Annotated in this window: 14 protein-coding genes, 2 tRNA genes and 3 rRNA genes; 10 read left to right on the top strand and 9 right to left on the bottom strand. The window is 44.7% G+C overall.

Features of this window, described 5'->3' with window-relative positions; genetic code table 11:
• Positions 1-17: 17 nt before the first annotated feature.
• The 6 genes from QLH32_RS13590 to QLH32_RS13565 all read right to left on the bottom strand — a co-directional run bounded on the left by QLH32_RS13590 (position 18) and on the right by QLH32_RS13565 (position 7,543).
• On the bottom strand, positions 18-1,859 hold the full coding sequence (locus QLH32_RS13590; protein ID WP_283266620.1) for an Ig-like domain-containing protein: 1,842 nt from the start codon (positions 1,857-1,859) through the stop codon (positions 18-20).
• Positions 1,860-2,158: 299 nt separating this feature from the next.
• Positions 2,159-2,273, bottom strand: a 5S ribosomal RNA gene (gene rrf / locus QLH32_RS13585).
• Positions 2,274-2,450: 177 nt separating this feature from the next.
• Positions 2,451-5,345, bottom strand: a 23S ribosomal RNA gene (locus QLH32_RS13580).
• 381 nt (positions 5,346-5,726) lie between these two features.
• Positions 5,727-5,802: transfer RNA gene (locus QLH32_RS13575), tRNA-Ala, on the bottom strand.
• A 68-nt stretch (positions 5,803-5,870) separates the two neighbouring features.
• Positions 5,871-5,947 (bottom strand) — tRNA-Ile (locus tag QLH32_RS13570).
• Between the two features lie 59 nt (positions 5,948-6,006).
• A 16S ribosomal RNA gene (locus QLH32_RS13565) occupies positions 6,007-7,543 on the bottom strand.
• Together the 16S, 23S and 5S rRNA genes with 2 tRNA genes alongside form the textbook arrangement of a ribosomal RNA operon.
• Positions 7,544-8,076: 533 nt before the next feature.
• Between QLH32_RS13565 and yfiR the strand changes: the two genes are divergently transcribed.
• The 3 genes from yfiR to yfiB are packed head-to-tail and all read left to right on the top strand — an operon-like array spanning position 8,077 to position 10,270.
• Entirely contained in the window at positions 8,077-8,553 is a 477-nt protein-coding gene (gene yfiR / locus QLH32_RS13560; RefSeq protein ID WP_411956087.1) for a regulatory sequestration protein YfiR, read from the top strand.
• A gap of 5 nt (positions 8,554-8,558) precedes the next feature.
• The gene (dgcN, locus tag QLH32_RS13555) at positions 8,559-9,782 is read left to right on the top strand and encodes a diguanylate cyclase DgcN/YfiN (RefSeq protein ID WP_283266619.1); all 1,224 of its coding nucleotides are present in this window, start codon (positions 8,559-8,561) and stop codon (positions 9,780-9,782) included.
• A gap of 8 nt (positions 9,783-9,790) precedes the next feature.
• Entirely contained in the window at positions 9,791-10,270 is a 480-nt protein-coding gene (gene yfiB / locus QLH32_RS13550) for an outer membrane lipoprotein YfiB (RefSeq protein ID WP_283266618.1), read from the top strand.
• A gap of 51 nt (positions 10,271-10,321) precedes the next feature.
• On the opposite strand, the gene QLH32_RS13545 is transcribed toward yfiB, so the two are convergent.
• A complete protein-coding gene (locus QLH32_RS13545) occupies positions 10,322-11,344 on the bottom strand; it encodes a metallophosphoesterase (protein ID WP_432442286.1) in 1,023 nt (340 codons plus the stop codon).
• Positions 11,345-11,501: 157 nt separating this feature from the next.
• On the opposite strand from QLH32_RS13545, the gene QLH32_RS13540 reads away from it, so the two are divergent.
• Positions 11,502-13,064 carry a phospholipase D family protein gene (locus tag QLH32_RS13540; protein ID WP_432442285.1) on the top strand — a complete coding sequence of 521 codons (1,563 nt, stop codon included), beginning with the start codon at positions 11,502-11,504 and terminating at the stop codon, positions 13,062-13,064.
• Here QLH32_RS13540 and QLH32_RS13535 read toward each other — a convergent pair.
• Positions 13,057-13,887 carry a lysophospholipid acyltransferase family protein gene (locus QLH32_RS13535; protein ID WP_279958552.1) on the bottom strand — a complete coding sequence of 277 codons (831 nt, stop codon included), beginning with the start codon at positions 13,885-13,887 and terminating at the stop codon, positions 13,057-13,059. The genes QLH32_RS13540 and QLH32_RS13535 overlap by 8 nt on opposite strands.
• 182 nt (positions 13,888-14,069) lie before the next feature.
• Here QLH32_RS13535 and QLH32_RS13530 point away from each other — a divergent pair, with 182 nt between their 5' ends.
• From QLH32_RS13530 to QLH32_RS13505, 6 genes are all read left to right on the top strand, one after another.
• Positions 14,070-14,210 carry a hypothetical protein gene (locus tag QLH32_RS13530; RefSeq protein ID WP_267980598.1) on the top strand — a complete coding sequence of 47 codons (141 nt, stop codon included), beginning with the start codon at positions 14,070-14,072 and terminating at the stop codon, positions 14,208-14,210.
• Between the two features lie 73 nt (positions 14,211-14,283).
• A complete protein-coding gene (gene hflX / locus QLH32_RS13525) occupies positions 14,284-15,630 on the top strand; it encodes a ribosome rescue GTPase HflX (protein ID WP_283266616.1) in 1,347 nt (448 codons plus the stop codon).
• A 43-nt stretch (positions 15,631-15,673) separates the two neighbouring features.
• The gene (locus QLH32_RS13520; RefSeq protein WP_283266615.1) at positions 15,674-16,036 is read left to right on the top strand and encodes a hypothetical protein; all 363 of its coding nucleotides are present in this window, start codon (positions 15,674-15,676) and stop codon (positions 16,034-16,036) included.
• Positions 16,037-16,048: 12 nt separating this feature from the next.
• Positions 16,049-16,717 carry an LrgB family protein gene (locus QLH32_RS13515; protein WP_283266614.1) on the top strand — a complete coding sequence of 223 codons (669 nt, stop codon included), beginning with the start codon at positions 16,049-16,051 and terminating at the stop codon, positions 16,715-16,717.
• 90 nt (positions 16,718-16,807) lie between these two features.
• Complete coding sequence (locus tag QLH32_RS13510) at positions 16,808-17,248, top strand: DUF2147 domain-containing protein (protein WP_267980869.1); 441 nt, start codon at positions 16,808-16,810, stop codon at positions 17,246-17,248.
• A 235-nt stretch (positions 17,249-17,483) separates the two neighbouring features.
• Entirely contained in the window at positions 17,484-17,927 is a 444-nt protein-coding gene (locus tag QLH32_RS13505; RefSeq protein WP_283266613.1) for a DUF2147 domain-containing protein, read from the top strand.
• 63 nt (positions 17,928-17,990) lie between these two features.
• On the opposite strand, the gene QLH32_RS13500 is transcribed toward QLH32_RS13505, so the two are convergent.
• Positions 17,991-20,174, bottom strand: coding sequence for a carboxy terminal-processing peptidase (locus QLH32_RS13500; RefSeq protein ID WP_283266612.1), 2,184 nt, complete (start codon positions 20,172-20,174; stop codon positions 17,991-17,993).
• Positions 20,175-20,559: the final 385 nt, after the last annotated feature.

The raw sequence follows: 20,559 nt of genomic DNA, 5'->3' as shown, positions 1-20,559 counted from the left end.
TGCAATACCTGATTTTACTAAATTATCAATAGATTGCTGATTAAAGGCATCACATTTAAGGTAAATATTGCATAACCACTAGCATCTGTTTGTTTAACTACTGCTTTATCACCACCGACTGACACACCATTTTCAGTAACTGTTGGTGCTAAACCCAGTGAAACCAGTTTATTTGCAACAAAACTACCATCAGCACTAATCGCACGGACTTTAACTTGAACGGTATCATTTTTTGCTGAGACAACACCTTTCGTTGGAGTTAGCTCTAAACGTTGTACATCTTTTTCCAATACTGCATTTTTATTAGTAAAATTAATTCTGGTTGTTTGAGTTAATGTATTACTATTAACGGTGCTATAACTTGCAACAACAGTTACGCCATTTGCAAGTAAATTATTCAACTCATTAGTAGAAACACTAGCCTTATTGAATTTTAAAGTAAAAACCGCCTGACCATTTGCATTAGTTGTTATTTTAGAACCATTTGTAATCGTCAGCCCATTATTTTGACTGTTTGGCACAGTTAAATTAATTTGTTTATTTGCAACAGTTCCACCTTTTGCATCTTTAGCAGTGACTGTAACAGTTGCTTCACCATTATCGACATCAATTGTATTTGAACCAATCGCCATCAAATAAGATACATCTTCCGTTGCTACAGAAACAACGGTTATCTTACTGACCTGAGATGAAACAGTACCATCCGCTGAAGTTGCTGTAATATTGATCCCATTATTCACCAACAATTGACCAGTTGGATTTAAACTATTTGCTTCAGTTTTAATTGTAAAAATAGCCTTACCATTTTCATCTGTTTTTACAGTGGCATTCGCTAATTTTGCTCCATATTCAACGGCTGCATCATCCAGCTTTAAAGTAATATCCTTACCTGCAACAACCAAGCCCTCAGGGTTTTTTGCAATAACCTCTACGTTAATTGTACCACCAATCGCATCTATCTTATTATTTGCTGAGGTAGACAATGACAAACTACTCATAGTATTCTTAACTGAAATGACTTGAGCTGTAGAAATTTGGGTTTTAATAGCTCCAGATTGTTCTGTCAAAGTCGCTTCAAGTGCAATACCTGATGCAATTAATGCTGCTCGATCAGCTTCTTTACCTTTAGGTAGTACCAGAGTGAATACAACATAACCTTCATTATCAGTTACTGCACTAGAGGCACCTTTAATTGATATATTATTACTCTTAAAATCTTTTACTGTAAGTGATACATTCTCATTCGGAACACCACCACCATTATTGTCTAACACACGAACACGTACAGCCGCTTCACCACCAGATACTTGTAAAGGTGTAATATCATCAAACTTTAGTTCATATTGACTCTGAACAACTGTTCCAGCACCTGTAACCGTTGCTTTACTTTGATTTTGAATTTTTGTACCCACAATTGTAGTGGTAAATAGTAACTCCGTCAGCGCTTTATTTGAACCATCAAGGGTAACTGTAAATTTAACTGTACCATCATCACCTGTTGTTTTTGTAGAAGCATCACTTGTAGCTCCATTAGTAGCACTATCTTTAATATTTAAATTAATTTCTTTTCCTGAAACCCCTCCACCATCTTTGTCTACTGCTTTTGCAATAATTTCAACGGTATCTCCTGTGGCTTTTAAAGTACTTTTACTTAATTGAATTGTAACTCCTGCAACTTCTTTTACAGTGCCTGAATCATTAGGATTATTTGTATTTGTGTTTGTATTAGAGTTTGTATTCCCATAATACCCACCACCACCTCCTCCACAGGCAGCAAGAGCAAGGGAAGTTGTTAATACCGTAGTATTTACCCCAATTTTCTTTAAATTTTTCAAATATGCCATATCAGTAATATCCATCTTATTTAATATAGTAGCCTTACAATAGACTTAAGACTTTTGTACAAAAATTTACTCGAAATAATATATTTTATCAATTCGTAATACCACTTTTATCGTCAAAGAAAGTGAACTATTTGGCAAAAAAATATTTAAATTTTTTTGTTATTTATATTGCAAAAATTATTGTTCAATAAATACCAAGACAAGGAAACTTTGATTTTATAATTCTCATTCCTGCTTGATTTTAAGATAAATACTTGAGTTAAAATAGAAATAAAAAAACCTCCCAACATTGGTTGGGAGGTTTTCAATTTAAAAGCTGGCGATGACTTACTCTCACATGGCAAACGCCACACTACCATCAGCGCGGGGAGGTTTCACTTCTGAGTTCGGGAAGGGATCAGGTGGTTCACTCCTGCTATTGTCGCCAGCAAACTGTTTTGGCTTTCGGTGGTCTTACATTCTGCCACTTAGTACCGAAGAGTTTAACGGATTAGCTGTTGAGTCTGTTTTAGTGTTCGTAGTTTAACTAGTTTCTGCACTAAATCAAGTTTTACTTTGGTTTAATCATTTAAGTTGATGCTTTATATACAACTGTTTGGGTGTTGTATAGTCAAGCCTCACGAGCAATTAGTATTGGTCAGCTTCACACGTCACCGTGCTTCCACACCCAACCTATCAACGTCCTGGTCTCGAACGGCTCTTTAGAGGACATAAAGTCCTAGGGAAATCTTATCTTGAGGTAGGCTTCCCGCTTAGATGCTTTCAGCGGTTATCCCTTCCGAACATAGCTACCCGGCGATGCGACTGGCGTCACAACCGGTACACCAGAGGTTCGTCCACTCTGGTCCTCTCGTACTAGGAGCAGATCCTCTCAAATTTCCAGCGCCCACGGTAGATAGGGACCGAACTGTCTCACGACGTTCTAAACCCAGCTCGCGTACCTCTTTAAATGGCGAACAGCCATACCCTTGGGACCTGCTTCAGCCCCAGGATGAGATGAGCCGACATCGAGGTGCCAAACACCGCCGTCGATATGAACTCTTGGGCGGTATCAGCCTGTTATCCCCAGAGTACCTTTTATCCGTTGAGCGATGGCCCTTCCATACAGAACCACCGGATCACTAAGACCTACTTTCGTACCTGCTCGACTTGTGGGTCTCGCAGTTAAGCGCGCTTTTGCCTTTATACTCTACGCGTGATTTCCGACCACGCTGAGCGCACCTTCGTACTCCTCCGTTACTCTTTAGGAGGAGACCGCCCCAGTCAAACTACCCACCAGACATGGTCCTCGCCCCGGATTACGGGGCAGAGTTAGAACCTCAACATTACCAGGGTGGTATTTCAAGGACGGCTCCATACAAACTAGCGTTCGTACTTCAAAGCCTCCCACCTATCCTACACAAGTAAGGTCAAAGTTCAATGTCAAGCTGCAGTAAAGGTTCACGGGGTCTTTCCGTCTAGCCGCGGGTACACTGCATCTTCACAGCGATTTCGATTTCACTGAGCCTCTGCTGGAGACAGCGCCGCCATCATTATGCCATTCGTGCAGGTCGGAACTTACCCGACAAGGAATTTCGCTACCTTAGGACCGTTATAGTTACGGCCGCCGTTTACTGGGGCTTCGATCAAGAGCTTCGCTTACGCTAACCCCATCAATTAACCTTCCAGCACCGGGCAGGCATCACACCCTATACGTCCACTTTCGTGTTTGCAGAGTGCTATGTTTTTAATAAACAGTTGCAGCGGCCTGGTTTCTGCGGCTGCCAACCGCTCAGGGAGCTAGTCCCATCACCGTCAGCAGCGTACCTTCTCCCGAAGTTACGGTACCATTTTGCCTAGTTCCTTCAGCAGAGTTCTCTCAAGCGCTTTGGTCTACTCGACCTGACCACCTGTGTCGGTTTCGGGTACGATTCCTGTGTAACTGAAGCTTAGAGACTTTTCCTGGAAGCATGGTATCAGCCACTTCACTGTACAAGTACAGCTTGCTATCGACTCTCAGCATGGAGCACCCCGGATTTGCCTAAGATGCATGCCTACTGTCTTCCACCTGGACAACCAACGCCAGGCTGACTTAACCTTCTCCGTCCTCTCATCGCATTACACAGAAGTATTGGAATATTAACCAATTTCCCATCGACTACGCCTCTCGGCCTCGCCTTAGGGGTCGACTCACCCAGCCCCGATTAACGTTGGACTGGAACCCTTGGTCTTTCAGCGAACGGGTTTTTCACCCGTTTTGTCGTTACTCACGTCAGCATTCGCACTTCTGATACCTCCAGCAGACTTCTCAATCCACCTTCATCGGCTTACAGAACGCTCCCCTACCACTTACGCTAATGCGTAAATCCGCAGCTTCGGCACATAGTTTTAGCCCCGTTACATCTTCCGCGCAGGCCGACTCGACTAGTGAGCTATTACGCTTTCTTTAAAGGGTGGCTGCTTCTAAGCCAACCTCCTAGCTGTCTATGCCTTCCCACATCGTTTCCCACTTAACTATGATTTTGGGGCCTTAGCTGGCGGTCTGGATTGTTTTCCTCTTGACTACGGACGTTAGCACCCGCAGTCTGTCTCCCGGATAGTACTCATTGGTATTCGGAGTTTGCATCGGTTTGGTAAGTCGGGATGACCCCCTAGCCGAAACAGTGCTCTACCCCCAATGGTATTCGTCCGAGGCGCTACCTAAATAGCTTTCGGGGAGAACCAGCTATCACCAGGCTTGATTAGCCTTTCACCCCTATCCACAAGTCATCCCCTGGCTTTTCAACGACAGTGGGTTCGGTCCTCCAGTTAGTGTTACCCAACCTTCAACCTGCTCATGGATAGATCGCCTGGTTTCGGGTCTACACCCAGCAACTATACGCCCTATTAAGACTCGGTTTCCCTACGGCTCCCCTATGCGGTTAACCTTGCTACTGAATGTAAGTCGCTGACCCATTATACAAAAGGTACGCAGTCACCCAACAAAGTGGGCTCCCACTGCTTGTATGCATGCGGTTTCAGGATCTATTTCACTCCCCTCACAGGGGTTCTTTTCGCCTTTCCCTCACGGTACTGGTTCACTATCGGTCAGTCAGGAGTATTTAGCCTTGGAGGATGGTCCCCCCATATTCAGACAAGGTTTCACGTGCCTCGCCCTACTCGTCATCATGATGTGTGCCCTTTCGTGTACGGGAATATCACCCTCTACGTTCGCACTTCCCAGAGCGTTCCACTAGAACACACACCACTTAATGGGCTGATCCCCGTTCGCTCGCCGCTACTAAGGGAATCTCAATTGATTTCTTTTCCTAAGGGTACTGAGATGTTTCACTTCCCCTCGTTCGCTTCATAAGCCTATGTATTCAGCTTATGATACCTACCTTATGGTAAGTGGGTTCCCCCATTCAGACATCTTCGGATCACAGGATATTTGCCGCCTCCCCGAAGCTTTTCGCAGGCTATCACGTCTTTCTTCGCCTCTGACTGCCAAGGCATCCACCACATGCACTTAATTACTTGACTATACAACCCCAAACAGTCGTTAATACCTACAAGTAGTATTACCAACATTTCAGTTTGACGCACTGTGCACTTAAGCACTGTACAGCTTCAATCTAAATTCATATACCAAAACGCTTGATTCAGTGTTTTTGCTAGTTCTCAGATTAAATATCTTCTTAACAATTACTTGTTAATTTAATACTTAATCGAGTTTGAACAATTTATTTCAGACTCAATTCTACTAATCTGTTAATGATTAACTACTGCCTCGTCAGCGAGTAGTAAACTGTGATAAATCACAGAAGTTAATAAACTCAAATCAAAATCTCTTTTGATTTATTTATACATTTATTAATTTCTATAATTTATTTAGCTTTAAATTAAATGTTTCCATTTAATTCGTGGTGGAGACTAGGAGAGTCGAACTCCTGACCTCCTGCGTGCAAAGCAGGCGCTCTACCAACTAAGCTAAGTCCCCAGCTTATCATCTTGAACGATATATCTTCTCATCTAGCAGCTTGTGACTATTCATCACTTCGTCAGTAGTGGTGGGTCTGACAAGACTTGAACTTGTGACCCCACGCTTATCAAGCGTGTGCTCTAACCAACTGAGCTACAGACCCTCAGATACATCTTCGAAGAACAACTTGTTGTGGATTCTTACCAGTCACCAATCTTTCGTTAAGGAGGTGATCCAGCCGCAGGTTCCCCTACGGCTACCTTGTTACGACTTCACCCCAGTCATCGGCCACACCGTGGTGAGCGTCCTCCCTAAGGTTAGACTACCCACTTCTGGTGCAACAAACTCCCATGGTGTGACGGGCGGTGTGTACAAGGCCCGGGAACGTATTCACCGCGGCATTCTGATCCGCGATTACTAGCGATTCCGACTTCATGGAGTCGAGTTGCAGACTCCAATCCGGACTACGATCGGCTTTTTGAGATTAGCATCCTATCGCTAGGTAGCAACCCTTTGTACCGACCATTGTAGCACGTGTGTAGCCCTGGCCGTAAGGGCCATGATGACTTGACGTCGTCCCCGCCTTCCTCCAGTTTGTCACTGGCAGTATCCTTAAAGTTCCCATCCGAAATGCTGGCAAGTAAGGAAAAGGGTTGCGCTCGTTGCGGGACTTAACCCAACATCTCACGACACGAGCTGACGACAGCCATGCAGCACCTGTATCTAGATTCCCGAAGGCACCAATCCATCTCTGGAAAGTTTCTAGTATGTCAAGGCCAGGTAAGGTTCTTCGCGTTGCATCGAATTAAACCACATGCTCCACCGCTTGTGCGGGCCCCCGTCAATTCATTTGAGTTTTAGTCTTGCGACCGTACTCCCCAGGCGGTCTACTTATCGCGTTAGCTGCGCCACTAAGTCCTCAAAGGACCCAACGGCTAGTAGACATCGTTTACGGCATGGACTACCAGGGTATCTAATCCTGTTTGCTCCCCATGCTTTCGTACCTCAGCGTCAGTATTAGGCCAGATGGCTGCCTTCGCCATCGGTATTCCTCCAGATCTCTACGCATTTCACCGCTACACCTGGAATTCTACCATCCTCTCCCATACTCTAGCCAAACAGTATCGTATGCAATTCCCAAGTTAAGCTCGGGGATTTCACATCCGACTTATTCAGCCGCCTACGCACGCTTTACGCCCAGTAAATCCGATTAACGCTCGCACCCTCTGTATTACCGCGGCTGCTGGCACAGAGTTAGCCGGTGCTTATTCTGCGGGTAACGTCCACTCATCAAGGGTATTATCCTCAAGAGCCTCCTCCCCGCTTAAAGTGCTTTACAACCAAAAGGCCTTCTTCACACACGCGGCATGGCTGGATCAGGGTTCCCCCCATTGTCCAATATTCCCCACTGCTGCCTCCCGTAGGAGTCTGGGCCGTGTCTCAGTCCCAGTGTGGCGGATCATCCTCTCAGACCCGCTACAGATCGTCGCCTTGGTAGGCCTTTACCCCACCAACTAGCTAATCCGACTTAGGCTCATCTATTAGCGCAAGGTCCGAAGATCCCCTGCTTTCCCCCGTAGGGCGTATGCGGTATTAGCATTCCTTTCGGAATGTTGTCCCCCACTAATAGGCAGATTCCTAAGCATTACTCACCCGTCCGCCGCTAGGATCAGTACCGAAGCACCTCACCCCGCTCGACTTGCATGTGTTAAGCCTGCCGCCAGCGTTCAATCTGAGCCATGATCAAACTCTTCAGTTAAAATCATTTTGCACCTTATTAAAGACAAGGTGCCAATTCTGGCTCATCAATTACTGACTTATATATTCGCTCAAATAAACTTCGAGAAATTTTAACCAATTAATCAATGATAATTTATCGATCGATCAACCAGTAAAAATCCACACAAGTTGTTCTTCTATTCTCTTAATGATCTTCTCGATGATTCGTCATCATCAAGCTAGGTCGGCTATGTTACCCTAAATCTCTTTAAAGTCAACCATCAATCTCAAATTTATTTCAAACCACTTTAAGTAACTGATTTAAAACAACTTTCAATCAACAGCACCACCGATGGAGTCGCATTATAGATCATTCCAAATACCTTGCAAGTGCTTTTTTCAGTTATTTTATTTAACTGGATGCTTTTTGAACGTCATAGTTACTTTTTATAGTTTTTCTTTTTGATTAAGAACTTTTTTTAAACAATTAAGTCCAGTAGAATGTGTATCTTGCTTCACACTTTTTGGCACTTTTGATTGAAAATACGGTTCGTAACGAGAAAGGCACGATTTATGTTGCTTGCGGTATCTATTACTGTGAGCCAGATTTGCTACGCCATTTCAAACCATAACTTTTATGAACTTGCCCTAACAATATTAAGTTATAGTAAATGGTCGAATACAACCCGACCCACCATTTGTGTCATTGACAACCCTGATGCAGCCGTACAATTCCAGACCAGTATTAAACAGCTCAGCTATGATTATCAGGTACAGGCTGTAACAGCCAAAGACTTTGCCAAGGCAGAGTGCCATGTTGCTTATTTTTCTACAACAATACCTCAGCAGCAGCAAAGCTTGATTCAAGCCTATCCATCCCGTTCTTTGCTGTCATTGAGTACCAATAACCCTGCCTGTGAAGTCGGCAGTATTTTCTGTTTATATAATAAAAAAACTTTTTCTACCTTTAAGGTTAATTTGGATGCTTTAAGTTATTCCAAAGTTCACATCGACCCTCGCGTCTTGATCCTGGCAAAGAATGCGGAGTAGTTAAAGTGATTTCGAATTTATATCAATCCACTTCATTACATGCGCTGTTCCGTAAATCACAGTTTACGATTTTTGCGATTACCTTTGTGATCTGTTCATTTACCTTTGCCACCATCTCCATGTTTACCATGGAAACCTATGCGAAGCAGAATCTACAGTTACTTAGCCAAACTGTGCTTGAGCGGATTCAACCCGCTGTGGTTTTCCGCGATAAGGGGGCAATTGACCAGATACTGGATGATTACACGACTGAGCATGCAATCCGTAGTATTCATGTCTATGATCCACAAAAGCAGTTACTGGCAGAAAGCACCAAGAAAATTGCCCATACCACTTTTCTGCAAGGTTTGTTGGACAAATGGTTTTTGCATGATCCAGTTCGACTGATGATTGTACATCACAAGAAAAAAGTGGGCGAATTGGTGCTCTACGGTAGCTCTGAGAATATTCTGCATTTTCTCATCACCATCATTATTGGCCTGGCCATTTCAATGATCTTTATCGTGATTGCCTTATTATGGTCAGTGAACCTGACCTACCGTCAAATTATGCAGGCCATCAAGCCATTAACACATATTGCGCAGTTGGTAAGCGACCAAAAGGCCTATAATTTACGTTTCCCGAATAACCATATTAAAGAGTTTCAAAACTTAAATACCGTATTTAATGAGTTGCTGGAAGAGATTCAAGTTTGGCATACCCACCTTCAAAAAGAAAATCGCCAGCTTTCATTTCAGGCTCATCATGACCAGTTGACAGGTCTGCCGAATCGCCATTACTTTTATAATGAATTACTCAATATTTTTGAGAATCCGCAATACCGTCACAATTCAGCCTTGTTGTTTATCGATAATAATAAGTTTAAGGCGATTAATGATGAGTATGGCCATCTCGCAGGTGATGCCGTTTTAAAGGAAATGGCGACGCGCTTAGGGCAGTCGGTTCGACATGAGGACTTTATTGCCCGTTTGGGTGGTGATGAGTTTGCAATTATTTTGCATACCATTCACCATGCCGACCACTTGCAGGCAATTGCCGAAGCCTTGCTGGGAAGTTGCAAGGAACCCTTGGATTTTAACGGCCAATTGATTCATTTTGGTTTTAGCTTAGGTATCGCATTCTCCCATTTTGCAGAAAATCCAGAAGACTTGGTTATGCAGGCCGATCAGGCGATGTATAAAGCTAAAAATTTAAACCCGCATTGGTTTCTCTATAAACCAGAAATTTAGGACATGCTATGTACACCCACACCATTAGAATTTCATTTATAGCATTACTTTGCCTAACATTGGCTGGCTGTTTAAGTTTTGGCCCCCTAAAATATCGTCAGGTCAAAATGTTGAAAAAAGAGGGTTTCGTCCTTACCGATGAGGGCTGGAGCCTAGGTTTACCTGAGCGTTTGCTGTTTGACTTTAACAAGGCGGACATCAAGCCTGAGCATGCACAAGAGATTAACCGTCTGGCGAAACAACTGAATAAATATGATTTACACAAATTAAAGATTGTGGGTCATACCGATGATATTGGTAATCCAGAATACAACCAGAAACTATCTGAGGAACGCGCCCAAAGTGTTGCCTCAATCTTTGTACAGCAAGGTTTTAAACAAAATGACCTGACTGTGGTTGGACGTGGTTCAAGCCAGCCATTTGTACCAAATACTTCTGATGAAAACCGTGCCAGTAACCGTCGGGTTGCGGTTATTATCATTCCATAATCTGGTTTAACCCATAAAAAAAGCTGACTTCATTCAAGTCAGCTTTTTCATTTATATCAACTCAATAATATCAATGGTGGGGGGTACACGAAACCGAAATGGAACGCCCACCATCCCCGTTCCCACCGTCACAAATACATCCGCATGTTCATGTGAGTAAAAGCCTTTTTTGTGCCCCAAAATCGAAACCCGTTTCATAATGTAGTTGGTGACCCACGGCAGTTCAATTTGTCCACCATGTGTATGTCCAGACAACATTAAAGGATGGCTTGGCAACTCCGGCACCATATCCACCGTATCGGGATTATGGGATAAAATCAGCCACGGCTTATCCTGTGGCAACTCAGGTAAAAAACGCATATTGGCTTTTCCTGCCCACAAATCCCCGATGCCAACCAAACGGAATTCATCAAACTCAACAATCTTGCCCTCAATATCCATCACATTATTTTCAGATAGCGCTTTTGCCAACAGTTCCTGGATTGGTGGCCCTGGATACTGTTCATCATGGTTACCTGACACAGAATAAACAGGCATCTGTATTTCCCTTAGCACCGCCAGTTCCTGCACCAAACGATTTTCAGGTTCATAAGTCCAGTCCCCCGCCACCACAACAAAATCGGGCTGCTCCTGATTCAATTTTCTGACAATGGTTTTGAGTTGGCGCTCATGTCCTGAAAACAGTCCCACATGCATATCCGCAACCAATGCCACTTTTACAGGCTTGGTAAATTCACGCTGTGGATTTAAACGATATTGATGGTATTTCACATGAATTTGATGTGGTTCAATGAAACGTGCATAGACCAACACACTGCTTAGCAGGAATACAAAAATGGTTTGATGGAGTGTGTAGTAACCTGACCAACCTGCATAGAGGCTAAAAAACCAAAGTGGCACCAGCAAATAAGACAGGTAAAAAGCCAGCAAATGCACAAATGCCTTAAACGGATGGATGGTTTCGGTGCGAGCCTGATGTACCCAGGCCTGAATCAGTGCCCATAGCGCAAGTACCGCAAACAGGAGATAGAAAACTAAAATAACTGTATCTGAATTTAACAGTGCAGAGCTCATTCACCTCACCTCAGGGGCAGTTATCACATCTCATATTTATATTTTTCGATGAAATGCTATACTCAAGCCCAACTTTTAATCAGTAACGATTATGACGCAATTTGCCCGTATAAATCACAAACATACGAAAATAAGTACAACTACTTACAATAAAAGTATGCTTGCGATTTATTGCAGTATTGCGATCACGGTAACAGGTTGCAGCACCTTACCCAAACACAAAATAGAGTCCATTCCTGAAACCACATTGCAGGTTGACACCGCCCAGACCACACTGGCACAAATCATTCAACCCTTGCAGGAACAGCATCCTGACCTTACGGGTTATCTGGTGTTGTTTGAACCACTGGAAGCCCTGGCTGCCCGCCTGCGCCTGATTGACAAGGCGGAGAAAACACTGGATTTACAGTATTACATCTGGGACAACGACAAGGTTGGCGCACTGGCCCTGCATGCGCTGATTCGTGCCGCAGACCGTGGGGTCAAGATTCGCCTGCTGATTGATGATAACAACGCCAAATCAACCGAGGGGATTTTTCTGGCATTGGCACAGCACCCCAATATTGAAGTCAAGCTGTTTAACCCCTATCGTTTTCGGAAATATCGTGCGCTCGACATGATTCTGGACCTGAAACGCATCAACCGACGCATGCACAACAAGAGCTTCATCGCAGACCATCAGGTTGCCCTGATTGGCGGGCGCAACATGACCAATCAATATTACAATGTCAGTGACAACTACCAGTTCTCTGATGTTGATGTGATGCTGGTTGGCACGGCGGTGAAAGATATTTCCCATTCCTTTGATGAATACTGGAACCATGAATATGCCTACAAGGTGCAGGAAGTGGTCAAGCAAAGTGCCCATCATCTCAGCTATGAAAGTTTAAAACGGCAGCTTGATGAGCACTACAAGCGGGTTACCGTACAAAACTATCTGGATTTAACCAGCAACTCTCAGGCCATTGACTCGCTGATGAGTCGGGATATTCCACTGGATTGGGTCAAGGCGGAAGTGGTCAAGGATTCACCCGACAAGATTAAGTCCAAGGCAAAAAAGAAAGAACACCTTAATTTCCAGCTCATTCAGCATCTCGAACAACCTGAAAAAAACGTTGACCTGATTTCCGCCTATTTTGTTCCTGAAAAAAAAGGGGCAAAAATGCTGACCGATTTGGCAGAGGATGGGATTAAGGTTCGGGTTCTGACCAACTCGTTCAAGGCCAATGATGTTGCGGTGGTTCATGCGTTTTATGGCAAGTATCGGCAGAACTTATTGGAACACGGTGTACAGCTCTATGAATTTTTACCTGCGCTGGATAAAAATGACTTGGACAAACACACCGAGGACTTGGCGAAAAAGGCCAAGGTCAGCATCAAGGGGTTAAGCCGTTCAAGCCTGCATGCAAAATTGATGGCACTGGATGAAAAACAGGTTTTTATTGGGTCGTTTAATTTTGACCCACGCTCGGCCTATCTCAATACTGAGATTGGTGTGCTGCTCAACAGCCCGCCACTTGCCCAGGCAGTCCACACCACAATGGACGAGAACCTCAGCAAGTATGCCTATCAACTGGTGCTGGATGCCAACAAGAAAATCACCTGGCAGCGTCAGACACCTCAAGGCCCTGTTATTTATACCAAGGAACCACGCATGAAATGGTGGCAAAGGGCTGGCATCAAGATTCTTTCATGGCTGCCAATCGAGGGATTTATGTAGTCTCCGTGCCATCTGGCATCACCTTAAGTACCTTACGTTGCAACTCCAGCAAACCTGCACGCATTTGCTGTTCAACTTCCCTGGTCAAGGTCTCCACGGTATGCCCTGTTACAGGAACTGCGGGCAATGTCAGTAGGTGAGCTGTGACCTTGGGCATTTCCAGAACGCGCTGCACATGCTCCGCAAAAGTCATTTCACCAATAAATGGGGCCACCATGTCCAGCTCACCATTCTGGTTGACATAGCAAATCACGCAAATCTGGACTGGTCGCTGGGCCTCAATAGCGGCTCCAAGCAATCTGCCATGTACTTTTTTAACCTTTGTGCCATCTGTGGTGGTGGCCTCAGGGAAAAACAGCACGGGAATATCCTGTTTTAAAAACTCGGTAATTTGCTCACGAATCCGAATGGAGTCACCCGAACCACGTTTAATGAACAGGGTTCCACCACCCTTTGCCAGATTTCCTAAAATGGGCCATTTTTCTACCTCGGCTTTCGCCAGAAAGAAAATGCGGGCACCTGAACCCAGTACCGCCACATCCAGCCATGAAATATGATTGCTGACCCAAAGTGCGGGTTCACGGGGAATGGCACCATGAACCTGTACCTCAATATTGAAGACTTCACACAAACGGCGGCAAAAATACTGCACATAACGGGTATTTACAGGATTATTGGGATCTTTATACAGGCCATGACGATAGATGAGATAAAAGCCTTCACCAATCGTTTCAAGGCCTGCGGCCAATTTCTTGCTATATAGACTGAACTTAGAGAATAAACTGAATGGTGGGTTGTTTACTGCTGGTGTTTCTTGAGTCATAAATCATCAAAACCGTATGCATGTATGCATTAAATTAGCGAAGTTATATCATGCCCATATCCACTTATAAATGTTGTGACCATAATAAAAAACGAATGTGGGGATAAATTTTTTCAATTTTAAATGTTTTATCAGATCAATTACCATAAATAAATCGAATTTACAGATTTATAGGTGATGAGATGAATCCACATGCCAACACATCAGAATCACAGACCACCATTCCTTATGGCTATGCGCTCAGAATGTTTTTAGGCTGGTCAATTCTGTATATGGGAACATTGATTGGTTTTATTGAGCTTTTACGCCGAAATGTTATCTAGCGCCACTTAGTCTTTGCCCTTTGCTTTAAGTTTATTCTAGAATAAGACTTCAATACTCAGGATATGAGATCGCGTGGAAAATTTCGAGCAGCATCAAGGTGGTGAACGGGCAATTTTAGTCAGTGTGGCTGTACAACTGCTTGATGACCTGGATGCTGAAGAGTTCCGATTGCTCGCTCAATCCGCTGGTGCTGAAATCCTTGAACATATTTCCGTGCAACGCAACAAGCCTGACCCTAAATTCTTTATTGGTTCAGGTAAGGTTGATGAAATTGCGGAACTGGTCAAAGACCTTGAAGCTGAACTGGTGATTTTTGACCACTCACTCTCCCCTGCCCAGGAACGCAATCTGGAACGGGTGCTGAAATGTCGGGTGATTGACCGTACAGGTTTAATTCTGGATATTTTCGCCTTACGCGCCCGCACCCATGAGGGGAAGTTACAGGTCGAACTGGCCCAGCTTAAACATTTGTCCACCCGTCTGATTCGTGGCTTTACGGGCAATCTGGAACAGCAAAAAGGGGGCATTGGTCTACGTGGTCCAGGTGAATCACAACTGGAAACAGACCGCCGACTGATTCGGGTACGCATTACCCAACTCAAGGAAAAACTGGTCAAGGTTCAGCAAACCCGTCTGCAAGGCCGCGCCGCGCGTCAGAAAGCGGCGATTCCAACCATTTCACTGGTGGGATATACCAATGCGGGAAAATCAACCTTATTTAACATCTTGGCAAAAAGTGACGTTTATGCTGCCGACCAACTGTTCGCAACCCTAGACCCCACCTTACGGCGTTTGGACTGGGATGGCATAGGTACAGTTGTTCTGGCGGATACGGTTGGATTCGTTCGAAACTTGCAGCACGATCTGGTCGAGTCATTCAAGGCCACTTTGGAAGAAACGCTGGAAGCAACCTTGCTGCTGCATGTGATTGACAGCAGCAGTCCCAACATGACTGAGCAGATTGAAGCGGTGGAGTCTGTGCTTAAGGAAATTGGTGCCGATGCCCCGATTCTGCATGTCTATAATAAAATCGACCTGAGCGGTGATGCCGCAAAAATCATATATAAGGCACCAGACCTACCAGATCGTGTTTATGTTTCAGCACATTCAAGACAAGGCTTGGAATTCCTAAGCCAGGCGGTACAACAATGTTTAATGGGGCAGCTACAACACTTTGACCTTGTACTAAAACCTGCCTACGGTAAACTGCGCACCCAGCTCTATACCCTAAACGTAATTCAGTCTGAACACCATGATGATCACGGCGACCTGCACCTGTCAGTCTGTATTGCCCCGCATAAGCTGGAGCAGCTCATTAAACAGGCACATTTACCATTAGACGAAATTCTTGGAAAAAAAGCTTCCTTGTTTGAACGGCCTTTGGAAGAATTTGAACGGGAAGACCATTCATCACTATAATTGCGATCACCCATCGTTCAGATAGACGAGAGTAAAAAAGCACATGAAAGATATTGATTGGGCAGCCTGGTTTTGCACGATTTTATTGATTATCGTATTTCGTGAGGGTGCCGTCCTGATCACCACAGCCTTTCATCACCCTGAACTGGGCAATCTGGTGGGTTTGATTGCGCTACTCACCACCCTGCTGATCTGGAGGAGGTTTAGAAAAATCTCCAACCGCCTGATTGATACCAACAACAAGATCATGAAAGAAAGTGCATTTGCGTTTCTGCCGATTTGTGCAGGCTCCCTGATCATGCTGGTTCATCTGGGCAAGGAAATTCCTGTGTTTCTGTTTGTGCTCACCCTAAGCACCTTATTGCCATTATGGATTTATGCCAAAATGGCAAAACGCTGGTTATAGAGGTCGTTGTTTATGTTGATGGTTATTTATGGCTTCGTGATCACCCTGATCAGCTATCTGCTTGCAAAACCACTGAATAAAAGGGTTCCACAAATTCCCCTCATTGTGTTTGCCATGTTCATCGTCATTGGCTTGTTGGCAGTTCTCGGCATTCCCTATGAACACTACATGAACAACGTCAATGATGTGTTTAACCACTTGCTTGGTTATGTCACGGTTGCCCTAGCCATTCCTTTGGCTGCCATGCGTTATGATGATTTACCCATCAAGTCCATGATTGGAATTTTATGTTTTGCCAGCATCAGTGCGGTTGCCCTGCCAATGGGACTGGCGTATCTGCTGCATATGTCTGAACCGACCATCATGGCCTTTGCCACACGTGCGGTGACCACACCGATTGCACTTAACATTGCCACACTGCTACATGCCCCGTTGATGATGGTTTCACTGATTGTGATTTTATCAGGTGTAATTGGAGCGGCATTTTCACCGTGGATATTAAAACATATCCATGATGAACGTGCTTCTGGCCTGGCGCTCGGTCTGGCTGCCCATGCCATTGGCACGGCACAGGCATGGCAGCGTGGCCCTGTCACAGGTCGCTATGCCGCATTTGGTATGGCAGTCAATGGCGTGTTTACAGCCATTTGGCTACCCACCTTTATTTTGTCTTTGTCTTAAAATTTGCCGCAAATATCACATAAAGATTGAACTAGTTGTCAAATATCCTACATAATGGAGTTTCAAACGTTAAAAGGATTTTTAATGATGATGGGCAAACAACTTATAGGTGCATTACTCTTATCAGCAGTCAGTAGCTTTTCTTTTGCGGAAGACATTACGGGTCTTTGGCAAACGATTGATGACAAAACAGGCGCACCCAAAGGACTCGTTGAGATTCGTAAAGAAAATGATACCTATGTGGGCAAAATCGTCAAAGTCACCCCACGCGCAGGCTATACACCAAAGGAAACCTGTGTAGACTGCCCAGCGCCTTATACCAACAAGCCTATTGTTGGCCTGGATGTAGTGACAGGTCTAAAGTCTACAGATGGTCTTAACTATACCAATGGCCGTATTCTTGATCCCAATACAGGCAAAATCTACAGTATGAAAGCCAAGTTAAGCGCAAATGGTAAACGCCTGCACTTGCGCGGTTATCTCGGTGTATCTGCATTAGGCCGCAACCAGATCTGGATTCGCGCCGAATAAACCATGATGCTGTAATGCACCCACCATCTTATATTTGATCATTTTTGATCACGGTTTAATCAAAAAAAGCCGCTTCGTTGTCATTCAAACCGAGGTGGCTTTTTTATTACGCCCTCAAAAATTCGTTGAAATTTCAATTATTAAAAAAGTGAACAATTGTAAAATAATGATTGAATCTATTATTAGAAATCCGAAATAATAGAAAGACAGTGATAGGCAGCAAGGAGGCTTAAGCATGTACTCAAAACTCGTTACCTTTTTTGTCCTATTTGGTCTTAGCCAACTGGCCTTTGCTCAAGATATTACTGGTATTTGGCAAAGTATTGATGACCTCACGGGCGCACCTAAAGGTCAGGTCGAAATTACCCAGGAAGCGGATGGCACCTATACAGGCAAAATCACCAAAATCACTCCACGTACAGGTTACACACCGAAAGAGTTCTGTACGGGCTGCCCTGCCCCTTATACCAACAAACCAATTCTGGGTTTAAATGCAATTACCAAGCTTAAACACAAGAAAGACCTCACCTATACAGGCGGGCGAATTCTCGACCCAAACAGTGGCCGTGTATATAGCCTGACTGCAAAACTCAGTACAAATGGACAACGCCTGCATTTACGTGGCTATGTCGGGGTTTCTGTATTGGGGCGCAGCCAAATCTGGATTCGAGTCAATTAAAATTTAAACAATAAAAAATAGCCCTGCATGACAGGGCTATTTTTTAACAGCAAAATCTAAAATTTAACGGCCTTGCAATGCGGCATAGTCCAGCAGCACATTTGCCGCTTCGGTAATAAATGCCTCTTCCTCTGGTAAAGGCGGACGCAGATGAGCTTTCATCTTGGCACGTGACTCAACCAAGGCATCAATAGAGGCCTGGTAGCTTTCCCAGTTTGCATAAGGCGGCTGCCCTGTTGCGGCTCGGCGTTGATTTTCAGCATCCAGCGTTTGCTTTTCCAGATCAACCAGTTCAGCACGACGCTGGTCGATATCCAGTACCACTTTCTTCTCATCAGCGGTCTTCTTGGCAAGCGTTTTGCGTGTCTCCAAATACTTGAACTGCGGGTCTGTCGCAACACGCTGTTCAGAGGTCTGGTTAAGTTTAGCCACATAAGGCTGTACCGAACCTTCACGCTTGAATGGCGCTGTTGGAATGGTGTCCCACTTCAATGCATTTTTGGCCTTACGCTCACCAAACTCCTCATTGTAGATATCCACCAGTCGAATATCAGGAATCACGCCTTTATTCTGGGTACTGCCCCCTGTAACACGATAGAACTTACGCTGGGTCAGCGTTGCCTGACCATGTGCCAGAGAATCCAGCTGAACCTGAGCGGTTCCCTTGCCTGTGGTGGTACTGCCAATGATGATGCCGCGTTCATAGTCCTGAATCGCCGCAGAATAGATTTCACTTGCCGAAGCAGAGGCCAGGTTCACCAATACCGCCATTGGTCCAGCATAAATCTGTTCACCGCCATCGGTGTCTTCAAACACATTGACGTTGCCATTGCCATCACGGATCTGAACCACTGGGCCTGACTTAATCACCTGCCCCAGCATACGGGCAACCTCTTCCAGAGAACCACCTGGGTCATTACGCAAGTCAACCATAATGCCTTCGACTTTCTTGGCTTTCAGTTCTTCAAATGCTTTTGCAGTATCTTCAGACACTGAACGATACTCAGTGCCAGCACGGCGTGAACGATAGTCAAAATAGAATGATGGTATCTCAATCACACCAAAGACATGCTTCTTGCCATCACGCGTGATTTCAACGGTACGTGAACGAACACCAGCATCCTCTTCCTGAATCACATCACGTGTCAGTGTGACATTACGCGCCTGACTCATGGCTGCGCCAGCACCCAGCAAGCGTACCGTGACTTTGGTACCACGTTTACCACGAATCAGCCCCACAATCTCAGAACTAGGCCAGCCGATGACATCGACCATTTTATCGCCATCCTGGGCAACCCCAATAATGCGATCTCCCGACTTCACTTGACCAGATTTACTGGCTGGACCACCCTCAACGATGGTTTCGATCTTGGTGTAGTCCTCATTGCCACGTTCAGGACGAATCGAAACGCCAATCCCCTCAAGCTGCAAGGTGGTCTGGCGGTTCAGTTCCATCGCATCAATCGGTGGATAATAATTACTGTGTGGATCATAGGTTGCCAACATTGCATTCAATGTTTTATCCAGCACATCATCACTTTTTACACGACCAATACGCTCTAGCTGACGTGTATAACGCTTGGTCAGTGTCTGAACAGGGGTTAAGTCTTCAGGCCCTGTCAGGTCCTGACCATTGGCAAGCGATGGATTGGCCTTTAACGCCTTTTGCTTGGCCTGTTCCTCTTCCTTACTGATGGTCAGGTTAATCAACTGTGACACCAGCATGCCCTGCCAATGACGCTGTTGCTCAGCAGTTGTTTTGAAATAAGGTGCCTTTTCACGGTCAATATCAAGATACACATCTTTCTGATGCAGATTCTGTGGTTTCTTGAGTTCAGCCAGCATGTATTCGTAAAACTGTTTCAAACGCTCACGATATTGCGCATGAATGGCAAAAGGCCCTGTTAAGTTGCCTGCTTTCAATGAGCTACCAAAGGTTGAGCCGTACTTATTCTTATATTCTTCAACCTCACCACTGAGAAACAGCGAATGGTCTGGATCAAGGCTGTCCAGATACATATCCAGAATACGGTTTGAGGTGGCCGCATCCAGACGCATGTTCAAGTAATGCTGACGGTCAACCAATGTTGCCAACTGACGCGAGACCAATGCTTGTTCTTGTGATGGCTTGATCGTTGTTGAAACTACTGGAGCTTCTGTCGCCGCAAATGCCTCATTTATGGTATGAGAGAAAAATAAACCACCAGTCGCAATTGCAACCGCACACGCTATCATTTGAAGTTTCATAAAATTTTGGTGCTTCCTTGGATATGGCAATTATTACACAGGGACAATGTCAATATGAATGCCATTCATTCAACATCTTGGCAACCCGTATAACTTATTCATCAATATCATGTCGTTTTATCATATTCTGTACTGACAAAATGTAGCAAATCATTGCACAATTTATCCAGAGGGTCTGTTGATATTTCAACCATGCTTGCGTTATCGGCTAAAACCACGCAAACAAGGCATGAAACGCAGACAATGGCGACTCCCTTGTCCAGTTTCATAACGAAGTTTGAGGCAGTTTTAGCCATAACCCTGTGGGACAGGGATATTTTTTGCCGTTACTGCGTTATGTTTTGCTCATTTAGGAGAGCTAAATTTCGCAAAACATGCCTTGTAT

The organism is Acinetobacter corruptisaponis (assembly GCF_030053775.1).
Taxonomy (GTDB): domain Bacteria; phylum Pseudomonadota; class Gammaproteobacteria; order Pseudomonadales; family Moraxellaceae; genus Acinetobacter; species Acinetobacter corruptisaponis.
Note: the sequence above shows the minus strand (reverse complement) of the source record. Positions and strands in the feature narration are given on the sequence as shown.

Coding starts and splice junctions, on each gene's coding strand:
- QLH32_RS13505 (WP_283266613.1), top strand. CDS start 17,484: ATGTACTCAAAACTCGTTACCTTTTTTGTCCTATTTGGTCTTAGCCAA.
- QLH32_RS13500 (WP_283266612.1), bottom strand. CDS start 20,174: ATGAAACTTCAAATGATAGCGTGTGCGGTTGCAATTGCGACTGGTGGT.
- QLH32_RS13515 (WP_283266614.1), top strand. CDS start 16,049: ATGTTGATGGTTATTTATGGCTTCGTGATCACCCTGATCAGCTATCTG.
- QLH32_RS13510 (WP_267980869.1), top strand. CDS start 16,808: ATGGGCAAACAACTTATAGGTGCATTACTCTTATCAGCAGTCAGTAGC.
- QLH32_RS13530 (WP_267980598.1), top strand. CDS start 14,070: ATGAATCCACATGCCAACACATCAGAATCACAGACCACCATTCCTTAT.
- yfiB (WP_283266618.1), top strand. CDS start 9,791: ATGTACACCCACACCATTAGAATTTCATTTATAGCATTACTTTGCCTA.
- QLH32_RS13520 (WP_283266615.1), top strand. CDS start 15,674: ATGAAAGATATTGATTGGGCAGCCTGGTTTTGCACGATTTTATTGATT.
- QLH32_RS13590 (WP_283266620.1), bottom strand. CDS start 1,859: ATGGATATTACTGATATGGCATATTTGAAAAATTTAAAGAAAATTGGG.
- QLH32_RS13535 (WP_279958552.1), bottom strand. CDS start 13,887: ATGACTCAAGAAACACCAGCAGTAAACAACCCACCATTCAGTTTATTC.
- QLH32_RS13540 (WP_432442285.1), top strand. CDS start 11,502: ATGCTTGCGATTTATTGCAGTATTGCGATCACGGTAACAGGTTGCAGC.
- QLH32_RS13545 (WP_432442286.1), bottom strand. CDS start 11,344: ATGAGCTCTGCACTGTTAAATTCAGATACAGTTATTTTAGTTTTCTAT.
- yfiR (WP_411956087.1), top strand. CDS start 8,077: ATGTTGCTTGCGGTATCTATTACTGTGAGCCAGATTTGCTACGCCATT.